The 17,076-nt window shown below is 42.1% G+C and carries 12 protein-coding genes and 2 pseudogenes; 11 read left to right on the top strand and 3 right to left on the bottom strand.

What is annotated here, in order from left to right:
- Window positions 1–43 precede the first annotated feature (43 nt).
- From ACT3S9_RS16375 to ACT3S9_RS16350, 6 genes and pseudogenes are all read left to right on the top strand, one after another.
- A complete protein-coding gene (locus ACT3S9_RS16375; RefSeq protein WP_441994911.1) occupies window positions 44–865 on the top strand; it encodes a prolipoprotein diacylglyceryl transferase family protein in 822 nt (273 codons plus the stop codon).
- A 9-nt stretch (window positions 866–874) separates the two neighbouring features.
- Window positions 875–1,630 (top strand): thiol:disulfide interchange protein DsbG, encoded by a 756-nt coding sequence (dsbG, locus tag ACT3S9_RS16370; protein ID WP_441994910.1) that lies wholly within the window; start codon window positions 875–877, stop codon window positions 1,628–1,630.
- Window positions 1,600–2,144 (top strand): annotated as a pseudogene (locus ACT3S9_RS16365) (TonB-dependent receptor plug domain-containing protein); the annotation flags it as partial. The gene dsbG and the pseudogene ACT3S9_RS16365, both read left to right, overlap by 31 nt.
- 89 nt (window positions 2,145–2,233) lie before the next feature.
- Window positions 2,234–3,202: an IS30 family transposase gene (locus ACT3S9_RS16360; RefSeq protein WP_086959932.1), complete on the top strand. Its 969-nt coding sequence runs from the start codon at window positions 2,234–2,236 to the stop codon at window positions 3,200–3,202.
- 20 nt (window positions 3,203–3,222) lie between these two features.
- Window positions 3,223–4,133 (top strand): annotated as a pseudogene (locus tag ACT3S9_RS16355) (TonB-dependent receptor); the annotation flags it as partial.
- A 417-nt stretch (window positions 4,134–4,550) separates the two neighbouring features.
- Window positions 4,551–5,267, top strand: coding sequence for an SIR2 family NAD-dependent protein deacylase (locus ACT3S9_RS16350; RefSeq protein WP_441835185.1), 717 nt, complete (start codon window positions 4,551–4,553; stop codon window positions 5,265–5,267).
- A gap of 40 nt (window positions 5,268–5,307) precedes the next feature.
- Here the strand turns inward: ACT3S9_RS16350 and ACT3S9_RS16345 are convergent, their stop codons facing one another.
- Together ACT3S9_RS16345 and ACT3S9_RS16340 are read right to left on the bottom strand one after the other, a co-directional pair.
- On the bottom strand, window positions 5,308–6,900 hold the full coding sequence (locus ACT3S9_RS16345; protein WP_441835186.1) for a carboxylesterase/lipase family protein: 1,593 nt from the start codon (window positions 6,898–6,900) through the stop codon (window positions 5,308–5,310).
- 235 nt (window positions 6,901–7,135) lie between these two features.
- Window positions 7,136–10,075: a TonB-dependent receptor gene (locus ACT3S9_RS16340; RefSeq protein WP_441835187.1), complete on the bottom strand. Its 2,940-nt coding sequence runs from the start codon at window positions 10,073–10,075 to the stop codon at window positions 7,136–7,138.
- Window positions 10,076–10,276: 201 nt separating this feature from the next.
- Here ACT3S9_RS16340 and ACT3S9_RS16335 point away from each other — a divergent pair, with 201 nt between their 5' ends.
- From ACT3S9_RS16335 to ACT3S9_RS16320, 4 genes are read left to right on the top strand one after another with little or no spacing between them, the layout of a single operon-like run.
- Window positions 10,277–11,524 (top strand): amino acid deaminase, encoded by a 1,248-nt coding sequence (locus ACT3S9_RS16335; RefSeq protein WP_441835188.1) that lies wholly within the window; start codon window positions 10,277–10,279, stop codon window positions 11,522–11,524.
- 26 nt (window positions 11,525–11,550) lie between these two features.
- Window positions 11,551–12,402, top strand: coding sequence for a MurR/RpiR family transcriptional regulator (locus ACT3S9_RS16330; protein ID WP_441835189.1), 852 nt, complete (start codon window positions 11,551–11,553; stop codon window positions 12,400–12,402).
- Window positions 12,403–12,404: 2 nt separating this feature from the next.
- The gene (locus tag ACT3S9_RS16325; protein WP_441835190.1) at window positions 12,405–13,874 is read left to right on the top strand and encodes an N-acyl-D-amino-acid deacylase family protein; all 1,470 of its coding nucleotides are present in this window, start codon (window positions 12,405–12,407) and stop codon (window positions 13,872–13,874) included.
- Complete coding sequence (locus tag ACT3S9_RS16320) at window positions 13,867–14,250, top strand: RidA family protein (protein ID WP_441835191.1); 384 nt, start codon at window positions 13,867–13,869, stop codon at window positions 14,248–14,250. Before ACT3S9_RS16325 ends, ACT3S9_RS16320 begins: the two co-directional genes overlap by 8 nt.
- Window positions 14,251–14,470: 220 nt before the next feature.
- Here ACT3S9_RS16320 and ACT3S9_RS16315 read toward each other — a convergent pair whose 3' ends face one another.
- The gene (locus ACT3S9_RS16315; protein ID WP_444750711.1) at window positions 14,471–15,439 is read right to left on the bottom strand and encodes an IS30 family transposase; all 969 of its coding nucleotides are present in this window, start codon (window positions 15,437–15,439) and stop codon (window positions 14,471–14,473) included.
- A 138-nt stretch (window positions 15,440–15,577) separates the two neighbouring features.
- On the opposite strand from ACT3S9_RS16315, the gene ACT3S9_RS16310 reads away from it, so the two are divergent.
- Window positions 15,578–17,026 carry a sodium:solute symporter family protein gene (locus ACT3S9_RS16310; RefSeq protein WP_441835192.1) on the top strand — a complete coding sequence of 483 codons (1,449 nt, stop codon included), beginning with the start codon at window positions 15,578–15,580 and terminating at the stop codon, window positions 17,024–17,026.
- Window positions 17,027–17,076 lie beyond the last annotated feature (50 nt).

Raw genomic sequence — 17,076 nt, 5'->3', positions numbered from 1 at the left:
ATATACTATAGCGGTTAATCATATTTAAAGAAGACTTATAGCTATGTTAAGTATTTCTCTCGGACCACTTGTTATTGCGATTTCACAGCTTATTACTTTATTAGGTTTAGGAGTGTTTTGGGGGGGTATTTATTTACAAACTCGTAAGCAGGCGCAACAAAAAATAATATTAGATAATACATTTAAAGCATTTGTAGTGGGGTTTATCACTGCGCGCTTAATGTTTGTGTTGACTATGTGGGATGCCTATCAAGAAAATTGGTGGCAACTTATTAATATAAGCGATGGCGGCTTTATGCCTGCTTATGGTTGGATGGCTGGTGCGCTAGTCTTGGCGTTATATACCAGGGGTAAAAAAGCTGTCATAAAAACCTACTGTATAGCCTCAGTTGTGTCGTTATTTGTCATTATGGTGCCTAGCTTTGCCGCGCTTATTTATAAAGCGGGAGTCGAACTGCCGCAATCACCAGTACATAATATTCAAGGCCAACAAGTTAACTTACAGACATTTAAAGGTAAGCCTGTAGTCATTAACTTTTGGGCGTCGTGGTGCCCTCCATGTCGTAAAGAAATGCCAGTATTACAGGCCGCACAAAAAAATAACCCCGATGTGACGTTTGCCTTTGTTAACCAAGGTGAAGACTTATTTACAGTGCAAAAGTTTATTGATGCTGAACAGCTCGATTTACAAAATGTGTTTTTTGATCAAAGCAGTAATGTTAGTCGTGAGTCGGGTGCTGCAGGGCTGCCAACAACGCTGTTTTATAGTCGTGATGGCAAACTAGTGACCAGTCATATGGGGGAGCTTTCGCAAGCGAGCTTACGTTATTACATTCAAGGTATAAACCAACAATCTGCGCAATAAGGAATATCTATGAAGTTGTTTTTTTTACTCGTGTTTTTATCATTTACTTCGCCTTTAATAGCTGAGCAAAAAACACTCCCCACGCCGCTCAAGCTATTAACAGCGCAGGGGGCTGAAATAGTCAGTGAGTTTGCGGCGCCGGCCAATATGACCGGCTACGTTGCTGACTTTAAAGGGCAAGTCATTACAGTATATTTGACCGATGATGACCAGTATTTGTTTACCGGTTCCATGCTGGATGCCAAGGGTAATAATATAGGCGAGCAAGCGGTAAACGACTATGCTACAGGCCCTAAAGCAGAAAAAGATTGGAAAGTATTAGAAGATAGTCATTGGATCCTCGATGGGTCGCCCTCGGCAAAACGAATTGTTTATACGTTTACTGATCCAAATTGCCCTTATTGCAGAAAGTTTTGGAAAAATGCTCGACCTTGGGTTGACGCTGGTGATGTACAAATACGTCATATTTTAGTGGGGATTTTAAAAGCCGATAGTTTAGGGAAAGCTGGAGCTATTATGAATGCAAGCAATCCTGAAGATGTATTAAGAAAGTTTGAAAATAATAGTTTAGCACGAACGCTACAGCCACTTAAAAATATGCCTGAGCATATAAACACGCAATTAATGAAAAACCATCAAATAATGATGTCGGTTGGTGCAAGGGCAACACCAGCTACTTTTTATCATGATTCGAAAGGTGCTGTAAAAATGCAAATGGGTTTACCGCCGGAGTCATTAATGTCAGAAATCCTCGGACCTTTATAAAATCAACGCTTTGTTTATCTGTTGTAAGTGATGCTTATGCAGAACAACAAGCTCCTGTGAATAAAGATGATGCAGATATAGAAGTAATAGAAGTGCGTGGCATTCGCTCCAGTATGGCTGAAAACTTAGCAGTTAAGCGCTTATCAAGCTCTATTGTTGATGCAATTACCGCAGAGGATATTGGTAAATTCCCAGATAAAAATGTAGCTGATTCACTTGCTCGTGTACCGGGAATCGTTATTAATCGTGATGGTGGTGAGGGCTCGACAGTGAGCATTCGAGGTTTATCGTCAGATCTAACGTATACGCAATTAAACGGTAACTTTATTGCTTCATCTCCGGGTGAGCCCTCACGCTCGTTCGATTACTCTTTACTACCTTCAGCGATGATCTCAAGTGTTGAAGTATTTAAGTCTCCGGAGGCTCGTTTAGATGAGGGGGGGTAGGTGGCACTATTCTAATGCATAGCCGTAAGCCCCTTGATATGGATGCTAATTCGGGTGTATTTAATGTAGCCTAAATTCGGATAATAAGTGCAATTTCTCAGATTAGATGGCCAGCTGTTATAATTCGGCCATTTTCTCGCCAAAGGAAATTGCTTTAATGAAATATAAACAGCTGACACAAGAAGAAAGATACCAGATTTACGCGTTAATAAAAGCAGGAAATAACCAAAAGCAGATAGCTGAAGAACTAACTCGTTCACCGTCATCTATTTCTAGAGAGCTAAAACGCAATAAAGGACTTAAAGGCTATCGGCCTAACCAAGCCAATAACTTTGCTGAACAAAGACGTAAGTCATCTTTCAAAGCAAGTAAGTTAACAGAGGACGTCACTCACTGGATTAATAAATTGTTGCATGACGGACTTTCCCCTGAGCAAGTGGCAGGCCGCTTAGCTTTAGAGAAACAGGTCGTTTTACATCATGAAACAATTTATCAATATATTTACAGAGACAAGGCTCGTGGTGGCAAGCTACATAAGACACTCACTCGTGCATGTAAAAAGTATAAAAAACGCTATGGAAGCTATGATAAACGTGGACAGATAGTTAATCGAGTCAGCATTGATGAACGCCCAAGTATTGTGGATTCAAAGTCTAGGATTGGTGATTGGGAGGGCGATACAGTGATAGGTAAAGGGCGTAAAAATGCGCTTGTCACAATGGTTGAACGTAAAACGTTATATACAGTCGTTCACAGAATTGAAAGCAAGCATGCGAAAATAACAGCCGATGCGCTGATCACGTGTATGACACCATATAAAGGTAAGGTTATTACCGTGACGTTAGATAATGGAAAAGAGTTTGCTCACCATGAGCATGTTGCACAAAAATTAGAAGCTGATGTGTATTTCGCTCATCCCTATTCATCATGGGAGCGGGGCATAAATGAGAATACCAACGGCTTACTTAGACGCTTCTTCCCCAAGGGAACTGACTTTATGGCGCTAAGTGAAGCAGAGATACAGGCGGCAGTTGATAAGCTCAACCATCGGCCAAGAAAAACAAGAGGGTATAAAACCCCTCATGAATTATTTACGGGGCAATCAGAAGTTCTGGTGGCTGCATAATGATTGCACTTAATACTTGAATTCAAGTAGAAAGTACTTATGGGGATGTAACCAAAGAGTATGAGCCACAGTTTACCGGTGTTTATTCGTGGAAAAACGACAGTGATACTTTTGGCATGCTGTTTGGCTACACACGCCAAGAACGAACTAATCGTACTTTGACGGGGGATACTGAGAGTAATGTATGGCGCTATACCGGTGAACAGGCCGTTAATACTGGCGGTAATCCAGTTGAAAATAATAATAATTGGGATCCGATCACTGATGCCAACGGACAAAACTATAGTGATGTATGGTTTCTGCAAGTGGTGAGAACCTCTGTAGTGAATGAAGTACGCGAGCGTGAAGGTGTGCAGTTTAGCACCCAATGGCGACCAACAAACCGTATTGAAATAGGCTTAAATTACTTTGGCTTTAGTTTAAATCAGCAGCGCAACACCTCGATTGTTGATATGCCAGAGTGGTCACTTAATCCTGATTTTTTAACTGATGTTACTCTTGATAACACCGGTAATATTGTCACAGGTATGGATTACAATGCGCTTGCCAGTGGCGCTAATAAAGATATGCAATTACCTTGGCTGCGCGGCAGTTATGTTGATGAAGAGTCAACTTCAGATACCTTTGACTTTAACCTTACTTACGAAGGTGATAATTTTACAGCGCGTTTTGTGGTTGATAAAACCAAGGCCAAAGGCGGTCCTAAAGAAAGTTGGGAAGCCGCATATAAAAGTTCAAACGCAGGTGAAGACGGAAGTGTTATAGAAAATGCTCGCAAACAGCGGGTTGGTTAATTTCAGATGATAGAATTTCAATGCAGCTTGATCCAAACATCTTAGATAATCTGTTAAATGGTATTGGTGGCGGGCGTGATGCGGGTTCGTCAAACTCAAGCTTTGTGCGCAGTACGCTTGAAGAAAAATACTATCAATTTAACTGAGTCAGAAGCCGTTACTCGTTTAGGCGATGACACTGATTCACGCTTAATAAGCACCAGCTATTCAGGCAGACGTTATTAAGCGGGGTTTAATTAAAGCTTTTAAACTTAAGCGCGGCCAAGTAATTGTGTTTTTACTGACTGTTTAACAGAATTCATAAGGTGTTATGCTTAATCATTAAATGATATTAATGAGCTTAGTATTTTCTTTTACCCTTGCAATTACCTACCTTAGCAGAGCCTATGTCTAATAACGCTGTTGAAAGTTGCGGTTAGCCAGCAAGCCGATTTTTAAGTTTTATGGGATTAGGCGTGAAAAGGATATTCCAGTGCGCATAATAAAGTATGGGCGACAGAGCGTTAACAGCAAGTGAGTGATAGAAAGCTTGGCTATAAAATGTAGGATTAATAATGAATACACTTTATATAACGGGTGCCGGAGTGAGTGCAGCCAGTGGTATTCCAACCTTTCGTGGAGAAGATGGCTTTTGGACTATTGGCAGTAAAAACTTTACGCCAATGGAAATGGCGACAAGGGCGATGTATAAAAATAACCCACGAGAATTTTTAGCTTGGTATTACCACCGATTTGCTACATACCGTAATCACGGGCCTAACGAGGTACACTATTGGTTAAGCGATAAAAACTTAATTACTCAAAATATCGATGGGCTTGATGGTAAAGCAGGCAATAAAAACTATATTCCAATTCACGGGCGCCTTGACCAAATGACCTCTTTTCATCATCAAGGCGATGACGTAACACCTCAAACGACACCATGGGGTAACATAGATGAAAGCCGTTTACACGATTCATTGCTTGAGCTATTTAAAATCGAAAACCAGCAGGCCGTGCTCAATCACTCGCTAAAACCTTATGTATTGTTATTTGATGAATACTACACCGAGCTTTATCGCATTAGTGAAGCCCAGCAAAGAATGATTGATTCCGACAAAATCGTATTTATCGGCACCTCGTTTAGCGTAAATATCACGCAAATGGCATTGGAAGTGGCTCGTAGTTACGATATCCCGATAGAAATAGTTGATCCAGACCCGACCCATATAATGCATGCAAACGTCAATTATAAAAAAATGACAGCACTTGAGTATGTGCAACAGGCATAAAACCAAATATGTTTAGCATATTTGACTTTATTACCCATATTTATTTTATAGAGGTTTTGAGCTTTGTAACATTAAGGCGAGCTTCTCGCGGATCGGGTGTAAACGTTGCGGTGCCTTCTTTATTGAGTTGTAGAATATAGCTCTCATCGCCTTTAAATGCACGCCAAGAAGGTAACCCTGGGCCATTGGGTGAGCCGTGTTTAATAAAGTTAGTAACGTAACGGTGCATTATTTTGGCCATTTGCTTGTCTTGATCGGTGGTAATATGGCCATATTTAGTGGTGGCTGTATTGAAAAAGTAAGGGATTTCAGAAGCGTGCGCGGCGCCTTGTGCATCAACTGTTTGTGCTACATACCCAAATCGGTAAAGAAATGCGGGCTGTGAGAATTTACTTACTTGTTGAGCAACAAAGCGTGCAGGTTCTTGCATTAAGCTATCTTGGCCTGTTTCATAATTAAGTACATCTAGATCTTTTTTATCGTTGCTATCATAGGCTTGCTTAGCTTGAGCTGCATGGGTGCCAAAACTGTTAAATAGTGCTTCTTTAGTGCTGTAATTCGCAAAACTAATATCGTGGTTTGTGGTACCAACCATCACAGGAACATGACTAAAATTACCTTCATTTAATGCATTTTCGATCGATGAACTAACTAAAGTACCATCTAAAATAGGTCCACCAACATAGGTAGGTGCTTTTCGGTTTGGGGTCATACTGGCTAAATTAAGGCCATCAACAAGCTTATCGGCGCTCAGCATTCGTAGTGCTTTTAATGCTGGTTTATCGTCGCCTTTAATATCGTACTGAGCCGCAAAGTTAAGACCAACTTGCTCTGCTGATAGCGTGTTTTTATCATCACTTTTCAAGGGCAGTTGATTAAATAGTTTACGGCCACCACCAGACATTATAATGGCTTTGTTGAATAGTCCTTGTGCGGCAGGGGTTTGCATCATTGCATGTACAGACTCACCACCGGCAGATTCCCCCATAAGTGTAACTTGCTGTGGATCGCCACCGAACTGGCTGATGTTATCTTTCACCCAATCAAGCGCAGCAATTTGATCCATAAACGCGTAGTTACCAAGCGCATCGTCTGCAAACTTAGAAAGTGCTGGGTGTGCAAAAAAGCCAAAACGACCTAGGCGATAATTAAAACTAACAAATACCACGTCTTGTTTTGCGAAACTTTCACCGCTATATACGTCAGGTGATGAACCTCCATTTACAAAGCCACCGCCATGTATCCACACCACTACAGGGTAAGGTTGTTGACCTTGCTTGGTGGGTTTAAACACATTTAAATATAAACAATCTTCAGTAGGGAGCGTAGTGAGTGGCGCAGCATCGCCAGCAAATGGTTTTTGCATGCAGTCTGGCGCAAATTCAGTCGTATTTTTTACACCTTCCCAATCAACAACAGGCTGCGGCGCTCGCCAGCGATTATCAGCTACAGGCGCAGCAGCAAAAGGAATACCTTTGAAGGAAATTACTTTACCTGAATCAGTACCTTGAATTTTACCGCCGGTTACATCTGCAGTGGTATTTTGTGAAGGCTTAGAACAAGCTTGTAAAATAGAGGCTGTTACAACCAGCGATGAGATAAAAAGCAGAGATTTAAGTGAACGCAATACCATTGTTAAGCCCTGTAAAGGTGGTTGTTTTAGTATAGATAACCTACGGATAGTAGCACTTAGATGAGTATAATAAAAAGTCGCACTGATAAAATATGCATACAATAACGAAATAAACCAACGCAGCTATATAGGGATTATAGCTACGCCGGTTAGGTATTTGGCAAGGTTAATCAACCTTTTATCTTCTGGGCAGAAGTGTGCCAAATTAGGTGTTATACCTAATGAGTATTAACCGTTAAAAGCGTGTACGAATACCTAAGGTAATACGGCGCTCAAATATATTTTGGGTGATCACATGCTCTGACCACTGCGCGTAGATATCTTCCTTTTCTTCAGTTAAGTTGCTTACAGAGGTATAAATACTGGTATTTTCAGCAATGTCGTATCCTGCGTACATATCAAAGTAGAGTGTACTATCGGTCCAAAATGGCACTACACCTTCACCCATTGGTGAGCTTAAACTGTCTAAGCGGTCGCTTCGATAATTGGCAGCAAGGCGTAATTGTAGAGGTCCTTTTTCGTACCACAGCACGGCATTGGCTGATTTTTCAGAGTTATCTTGAATGGGTAAGCTTTTCCCGTATACATCTACGTTGGCGCTGTCACTCGGTGCGTAAGTAAAGTTTAATGACGTACCTAAACCATCAAATGGGGCGGGTAAAAAGTTAAACGCTTGCTGATAAACCACTTCAAAGCCTTTAATATCGCCGCCTTCACCGTTTACCTCCGTGGTGACGGGTACTTCACGGCGAATAACGCCGTCAATATCAGGCAGTCCTTGCATTACAATACCGTTTTCAACAAACGATTCAATATCCATTAAAAAGGCTGAAATACTCAGTAAGCCACTTTCATTAAAGTACCACTCGGCAGATAAGTTGTAATTAGTGGCGCGCCATGGTTCTAAATCAGGGTTACCGTTTTGAGTGCCTTGCACAGCCACTAATAAGTCTGGGCTTACTCCAAGCTCTGCGCCGAGTACATCACCGGCACGAGTACGGCCAACGCTCACACCCCCTGCGAGTTTACCAATGTCTAACGTGGTCATGGTTTTACCGTAACCTGCACGTAAAATAACGTCATCGGTCAGGTTTAAGTTAAAGTTCATTGATGGTAAAAAGTCTGAATAATCACGGGCAAGCCATTTTTCACCGGTTTTTTCACTGGCAGTACATAACGAGCAAGGACGCGCTGAGCCAAGTTGATTTTGTAGTAAATCGAGTTCGGTTTTAATGTATTGCGCACCGACATTAGCGGTGTAACTTAAACTCCCCAATTCGCCAGCAAAGTTTGCTTTAAAATAGGCTGTTTGGGTCTGTTCTTTTACTTGATAAGTACGCGATGGGTTTGCTAAGCGTTTATTGCCCGGATAAATAGCGTTTTGAAATGCCATTGGATCGTCCATTACTTTTGGGTCGATTAAATAAAAGCTTTGTCCTGCACCACCTGGGCCTAAACCATTTACTTGGTGTACCCAACCATCTGGCATGTCACTAAAAAAGCTAGTTTTACCTATGGTTAAGTCGCCGCCTGCAACGCTATTTTCACCATCACCGTTAGTATCACCAAGTGACGCACCAGAGTCTTTCCACATGACATCGGCGGTAATATCACCGGTTGTAAATGGTGCGACTAAAATATAAGTCTCACGTTCTACATCACGTTTTGAAGCACGCAAACCAAAATCAAGATTATGCAAATGGTTGGTATCGAATGCGTAATGACCATCAATACGCGCGACATCAAGCCTGGCTTCTTCTTCAAAGTTATTTTCAGAGTAAGTAGAAACAAGGTTGTACTGGTTTATATCGTTACCAAAATCCTCAGGAAAACCAAGAGTTAGATACTCGCCACCACGAGAAAAATTAACATCAACCGCTTCAGGACCATAGCCATTTGGGTTTACTGGCGTAATACCATCACCATGATTTTTTAGTAAACCATGTTGCTCACCTGAGGTTAAAAAGCCATGGGCTACATTTTCTGTGTGGCTACGCTCGGCTGAGCCATGAATATACCTAAATTCGCCTGATAAAGGACCGTCGCCTTGGTATTCGAAGAAAAAGCTAGCGTTGGTTGATTCTCGTTCGTTAGTTAGGCTTTCAGAATAGGCACTGACACGGCGTACTTCTAAATCGGCATCATTAACGGTGTAAATTTGTCCACCTTGGTCGTTATCAAGACGCGGAATAAAGTTATCTGAATAAGCCCAAATAGCACCTTGAGCATTATCTACCATCACACCTTGTTTGCGGTCGGCATCATCCATCTTTGTATAAAATAAATCGCCAGTAAATATGAGCGAATCAGCTATCTGGTATTGCACAGTGGTGTTTAAGCCTAAGCGATCACGTTCGGTTTCGCGGTCCATCACGCCATAAAAACGTTGGCTGTAAAAGCTGTCGTTTAAGTCGCCATCACCGTTAAAGTCGCGGTCAGTTTCGTTTTGCACTTCTGATGAAGTTAAAATTGTGCCATTACGATAGTTCGCAAGAGTACTTTCATCGTACGCTGCGGTAAAAATAATGCCGAATTTATCATTGTTGTATCCAGCAAATACGATCGCTTTAGGGTCGATTTGTTCTGATAAACTACCGCGTGTGCCCTCACCCGTAAGTGAAAATGTGGTGCCTTCGTCCAGATCAAAAGGGCGGCGGGTTTTTAAATCTAAAGTGCCCGAAATTCCCCCTGCTAATGTATCGGCTTGAGGCGATTTAAGCACATCGATTCCTGACAGTAGCGCTGCTGGGATATCAGTAAAATCGGGCTGTAGCTGCGTAATAGAGCCGGCACTTAAAAATTGTTCGCCATTAAGTAAAGTAGTCACTTGTGGCATACCACGAATATTAATGGTTGAGCCTTCACCGGCGGAGCGGCGAATTTGCACACCGGGAATACGTTGCAGCGTATCGGCAATGGTTACGTCAGGTAATTTACCGATGTCTTCTGCGGTGATTGAGTCCATAACACCAGTGCTAAAGCGCTTATTGTTAATGTCTTGTTTGTTACTGGCTGCAATGCCGCGTACTTCAATGGTTTCAATTTCATCATTTTCGCTTTGTGCTTGATCTGCAGCAAAAGTACTAAAGCTTGAATAGCTACAAATAATTGCAGCGACTGCTTTGGCTGTTAAACTCTTGTTTAGCATAGCTAGGTGACGGTTTTTGGTAGTCATTTTGTTGTTCCTCATCCTGTATTTTTTAAAGGTGATTATTATTGCCTGTTAATTTGTAACGCGTGTTGACTATTTTCCTGTTATTAATTAACATCACTTTCAAACAAAATGCAATAACAATTACATTAACATTTGATAATTTTTTGAGTTTTAATGTAATGTTGCTATCTAAGGTAATGATTTAAAATAAGAGTTTTAGTTATGCAGCAATTAGTGATTAATAACGCCGCGCAAATAAATAGCGTGAATAAAGGTTTAGGCAGCAAGGAAGCGCTAACACTTAGTGGTTGGAATGTAACTAAACAACAAGTTAGCTTACCTTGCGCGTGTATTTATCAAACTCGGTTAGATAACAATATTGCTTGGATGGCAAAATTTGCACAGCAAAGTCACGTTGAGTTTTCGCCCCATGGTAAAACAACCATGGCGCCGGGAATTTTTAAAAAACAACTGAGCGCAGGAGCCTTTGCAATTACCGTAGCAACGGTGCATCAAGCTGTTGTTGCAGCAGAGGCGGGTGCCAAACGTATAATTATGGCTAATCAATTGGTTGGCCTTGCTAACTTGCAATACCTTGCTGATTTATTAGCGCAGTATGAAATCGACTTTTACTGTTTAGTTGATGATATTGATAATGTGGCAGCCATAGGCTCATTTTTTACCGAGCACAACCTAACAGTAAAGCTATTAATTGAATTAGGCGTGCCCGGCGGCCGTTGTGGTGTTGTTGATAGTAAAAAACTACAGCAGCTAGTAACAAAAACAAGTCAATTTTCATCATTAAAGCTTGCCGGTATTGAAGTGTATGAAGGTGTGCTTAGCAATAAAAACGATGTAACTCGGTTTTTAAATTATGCAGTTGAACAGTGCAAAAAACTGATCGAAACGAATGCATTTGATACTGAAAAAGTGATCATAACCGCAGGCGGCTCTGCGTGGTACGATCTAGTATGTGATGCGTTTGCACCAAATAATATGCTCGATAATATGATACCGATAATTCGCCCAGGTTGTTATGTAGCGCATGATCAGGGTATTTATGAAAATGCCCAGCAACAGGTATTAGCGCGTAATCCGCTGGCCTGTAATATTGGCAGCGATTTACAGTCGTGTTTAGAAATTTGGGCTTATGTGCAGTCGGTACCTGAACCCGGACGCGCAATTATTGGTATGGGTAAGCGTGATGTTGCCTTTGATGCCGGGCTGCCAATTCCTAACTTACATATAGATCAACACGGTAAAGTTACTAGCGCAGGCGCTAATTGGAAAGTTGAAAAAATAATGGATCAACACGCTATGCTTAGCTGTGAGCAAAATAGTCCCTTAAAAGTGGGCGATATTATTGCATTTGGTACGTCACACCCTTGCCTGACATTTGATAAATGGCGCTGTATAAACGTAATTGATGATAATTATAACGTTATTGATATTTTTGAGACGTATTTTTAAAACGTATTTCTAAAAAGAGTAATTAAATGGATATAGTTTCGCGAATTAAAGAACGCATCGGGCATTTACGCCAGTCTGAGCAGTTAATTGCACAGCTAATTTTAGCTGATTTACAATACGCGGCCTCAGCAAGTATTGGCGATTTAGCACAGCGCGCTAAAGTTAGTCATGCCTCAATTACCCGTTTAGCTAAAGCGCTGGATTGTGAAAACGTACGAGATATGAAGCTGCAACTGGCGCAGTCGCTGGCGGTTGGCGAGCGCTTTATTAGCGATAACAGCTCGGTGCGTGAGGATATTCCAGCCATTTATAAAGCCATCCACGATATTTTAGATATGAACGCAGGGCTTATAGAGCAGTCACAAGTTGAAGCTGCAGCCCGCTATATTGCAGGCAGCCGACATACGCTTATTTTTGGGGTTGGTGGCGGCAGCTCCGTAGTGGCACAAGAGTGTCATAACCGCTTGTTTCGTTTAGATGTGTTAAGTAATGCTTATAGTGACCCAGTTATGATGCGAATGACCGCTGCTAGTGTCGATATAAGTGATGTAGTGGTGGTGTTATCGCTTACTGGCTTACCAGGCGATTTAATCGATGCGGCTAATATAGCTAAAGATTATGGTGCTAAAATTGTTGCTATTTGCCCAGACAGCGTACTTGCAGATGCCGCAACGATACATTTACCTATTAAAACCAACGAGTCAGATTACATTTTTACACCAAGCACCGCACGTTACGCAATGCTTGCGGCTGTTGATGTACTTGCCAGTGAAGTGGCAATTTTAACGCAGAAAAAATCCCGTGAAAAACTACGCCGCATTAAACATGAGTTAGACGAATATCGTCAAGGACCTGATCGCGCGCCATTAGGAGATTAACTATGCAGCATGATATTTCGCAGCAGGTAGATACCATTATCTATCAAGCTAAAATGTTTGATGGGTTAGGCAATGAGCCACAGCTAATAGATGTGGCGATTGTCGGTGAACGTATTGTTGCCATAGGCGAATTATCTGCATTACAAGCAACGCATGAAGTAATGGCCGCAGGGCTATGTTTAGCGCCGGGGTTTATTGATGTACATACCCATGATGATCTCGAGGTATTACGTAACCCGGATATGGCAGCAAAAATTACGCAGGGTGTCACTACGGTGATCACGGGTAATTGTGGAATTAGTGCCGCACCTGCCAAATTAACCTCAAAAGCGCCTGATCCGATGAACTTGTTAGGTGAAAAAAGCGAGTTTACCTTCACTAACATGGCCAATTATATTAATGCCTTTAATAAGCAAAAGGCGAATGTAAACGTGGCAGCTTTAGTTGGGCACACCACGCTTCGTAACAACGTGATGAATGATTTATTACGCGGCGCAAGCGATGATGAAATTGCCTTAATGCAACAACAACTAAATGAAGCGATTAGCCAAGGAGCTTTGGGACTTAGTACTGGGCTTGCCTATCGCAATGCACATTGTGCGCCCGAGCAAGAAATACAGGCATTCGGCCCTACTTTGAAAAAGCACGATGCGCTTTACACTACTCATTTACGCACCGAATTTGATGCTGTACTTGAAGCTATGGATGAAGCCTTTGCGATGGAAAAAAACTTTGCCATTAAAGTAATTATTTCGCATTTAAAGTGCGCAGGTAAAAATAACTGGGGTCGCGCGCCTGAGTTACTCGCCAAATTTGCCGAGCAAGGTGAAGACTCAAAATGTAGCTGCGATGCTTACCCTTATGCTGCAAGTTCTAGCACCTTAGATTTAAACCAAGTAACGGCTGATTTTGAAATATTTATAACCTGGTCAGACGCTCACCCAGAAATGGCAGAACGGACATTGCAGGATATCGCCAAGCAATGGCAATTGCCATTACTTGAGGCGGCTAAAAAGTTGTTACCCGCCGGGGCTGTTTATCATGGTTTAAATGAGCAAGACGTAAAAACGATTTTAGCCTTTGATAAAACTATGATTGGCTCTGACGGTTTACCGTGCGACCCGCATCCGCATCCACGTTTATGGGGCTCATTCCCGCGAGTGCTGGGTCATTATAGCCGCGAGCACAGTACTTTCTCTCTTGCTACGGCCATTCATAAAATGACTGGTTTAAGTGCTGCCAATTACCGCTTGGTTGATCGCGGGGTGATCAAAGTCGGTAATTTTGCTGATTTGGTGCTATTTGATGCCGATGAAATTATTGATAACGCTACATTTTTAGATCCAGCCTTACCCGCCTCAGGTATTCACCGAGTGTGGACTAACGGCCAAGCTACATTAATAAATAAACAGATATTACCTGCACACTCGGGGAAATTTTTAACCTCACTTGGAGTAAATACAAATGATTAAACGAATTGGAACTGAAGGTGGTAAAGGCACCGGTGGTCAACACTTACCGTTTGCTCGCGCAATCGAAGCGGGTGGCTGGTTAATGGTGTCAGGGCAAACGCCAATGAAAGACGGTGAAGTAGTTGAAGGTGGTATTATTGAACAGTCTCGTTTAGCCATTCAAAACTGTATCGATATTATGGATGAAGCGGGTTATGGCCTTGAGCATGTAGCACATGTGAAAGTAATTTTGACCGATGCGCGTTATTTTCAATCGTTCAATAAAGTGTTTAAAGAGTTTTTTGGCGCTCATCCACCAGCACGCATTTGCGCTGTGGCAGATTTGGTGGTCGATTGTAAAGTTGAAGTTGATGTGACTTGTTATAAGGCACCTTAATTTTAGTTTTGGTTGGCTAAATTCCTTTATTTTTAAGGTGGTTAGCCACACCGTTAAGCAGTAAAATAATGGAAATAAGCAGTACAAACTGCGTAGTAGAAATAAGCAATACAAGTAAGCAATACAATAAAATAAAACACTATTCATCAACAGAATAATAACTAACACCAATCTCGTAATTAAATAATATGCGCGGATTCAAATCTGAAGTGCATAACGTTTAGGCGGCTTTAGCCGCCAAGTGATCCTGCATCAATTTTGCAGGCGTTTCAAATCCAAGTGTCTTCCTCGGACGATTATTAAGTTGCTCAAGTACTGGTATAACTTGCGCTGGTGTTACCGCCTTAAAATCGGTGCTCTTCGGCCAATACTGACGTAGTAATCCATTCGTGTTTTCATTCAATCCGCGCTCCCATGAGTGATAAGGGTGAGCAAAATAAACAGGAACACTTAAAGCCTCTGTGATTTGCTCGTGATAAGCGAACTCTTTTCCATTGTCAGCCGTGATGCTATGAAGCGCTGACCTATATGGCCTTAATAGCTCTATCGTCGCCGCAGTGACGGCTTGTGCTGTTTTGCCTGCCACCTGAGTTGATACAGTGAATTGGGTGACCCGCTCTACAATGGTAACAAAGGCGCCTCGATGACCTTTGCCTATGACGGTATCTATTTCCCAATCTCCGATACGACCTTTCTCATCAACTATTTGTGGGCGCTCTTCAATGCTAACGCGATTTTTTATTTGCCCTCGGTTTGTTTTACCATGACTGCGCTTGTGATATTTCTTACCGTGTCGGCGCAGATGTAGGTATAACTCACCACCTGCTTTTTTATCTTCCCAGATATACAGATAAATGCATTCATGGCTGACAGACAGTTCACTTTCTTTGCGTAACCATCCCGTTATTTGTTCAGGACTCCACTTCTCATTAAGCTTCTGGGTAATTAAAGCTATCATTTCAGGTGTCATCTTAAGCGGTTTTCTTACACTTCTTCGGCGAAACAAAGCCCGCTCATGAGCTTGTTTGTGTCTGTAACCTCGCTTACCTGTATTTCTAGAAAGCTCTCTTGAAATCGTAGATTGCGATAAATTAGTTAGCTCAGCAATACTTTGTTGCGTAAAACCGCTTTTCTTTAGAACGGCGATCTGGCATCTTTGCGCATAGGTCAGTTGTTTGTAATGTCTCATTGTAAAATCTCTTGCCGGAGAAAAAGCAGTTAGTTTATGAGCAACTGACCACTTAATCTAGCCAAAACAAGTTATGCACTTACAATTTGAATCTAGGATGTATAAAGCGTTGCGTGGATTGGTGTAACAGGATGTCTTATGAAGTGGCAATTATTAATGGCCTTTTTAGGCTACTTAGGATTTATGATTTGGTTTGGCTGGTGGGTTAGCCGAAACTCTAAAGGCGGTGATGACTTTTTACTGGGCGGACGTAACTTACCGTTTTTGCTTACGTTAGGAACTACGGTTGCCACTATGGTTGGCACCGGTTCATCCATGGGCGCTGTAGGTTTTGCCTACCTTAATGGCTGGGCTGGTATGATATATGGCCTTGGTGGTGCTGCGGGTATTCTACTGCTGGCTAAAATATTTGCCCCCGTACGTGAACACCAATTCATGACGATGAGTGAAGAAGTCTCTTATTATGTAGGGGCGCATCCGCTGGTTAAAAATACCATAGCGGTGTTTATTTTTATCGCCAGTATTGGTTGGCTAGGCGCACATATATTAGGCGGCGGCATGTATTTAGCGTGGCTAACGGGGCTGTCCCCCTTTAGCGCCAAACTTATTATTGCATTGGGTTTTAGTGTTTATGTCGTTATTGGTGGTTATGTGGCGGTAGTGTGGACCGATTCGATTCAAGCAATTGTATTGTTTGTTGGCTTTTTCTTAATGGCCGGTGTCGCGCTTTATGAAGTCGGTGGTTTAAGCGACATGGCTAGTGCTCAGCCTGTTCTTAACCAAAGCTTTTTATCGCTCGATAAAATAGGCGCTGTACATGGTTTATCGCTGTTTTTTGCGGTGCTCGTTGGGGTGTTAGTTGCGCCTTCATTTCGCCAGCGTATTTACTCAGGCAAACATGTTAAAAGCATTCGACAGTCGTTTTATTTATCCGGTGGTTTGTATTTAATATTTGCTATTGTGCCTGCCATTATTGGCATGGCCGCTTATGTACTGAACCCAAACCTAGACAACAGCGCTTTTTCATTTCCTTATATGGCGTTTGAGCTACTGCCTTTTGGCTTAGCTGCGTTAGTTATTGTTGCAGGGCTGTCTGCCACTATTTCAAGTGCCAGCTCTGATGCCATTGCAGCAGTGAGCGTGCTTATTCGTGATATTTATAGCTTGGTATTTAAGCGAATGCCCCATGCAAATGAAGTGGTTAGGCTTTCTCAGATCGGCTTAGTTATGACGATTGGCATTGCTTTATTACTTGCGTTGATGACCGATGACGTCATTGGTTATATCACCAATATGATTGCTACTTTGATGTCGGGTTTATGTGTATGCGTCATACTCGGTCACTTTTGGCCGCGCTTTAATTGGCAAGGAGCGATTACGGCACTCGTGGTGTCGTTGTGTGTGTCGTTGGCTATTATTCTTATCCCAACGTGGCAGGCGTTTTGGAGCAACCCGGTTATCCCGGCTATTTTAGCCTCAGGCCTTATGGCTGTTATGGTTACTTTAGTTAGCCCCGCACAGGCGTGTAGCTCAGCCGAAGCGTTAGCTATTTTAAAAGCCCAGCGCGAGGAAATGCAGCATGATTAACACTATTTATTCTGGTGGCACGAAGCATTTATTATCGTCGATTTTAAAGG

The sequence above is a fragment of the Pseudoalteromonas sp. AOP31-A2-14 genome (assembly GCF_052378035.1).
In the GTDB taxonomy this organism is placed as follows: domain Bacteria; phylum Pseudomonadota; class Gammaproteobacteria; order Enterobacterales; family Alteromonadaceae; genus Pseudoalteromonas.
Note: the sequence above shows the minus strand (reverse complement) of the source record. Positions and strands in the feature narration are given on the sequence as shown.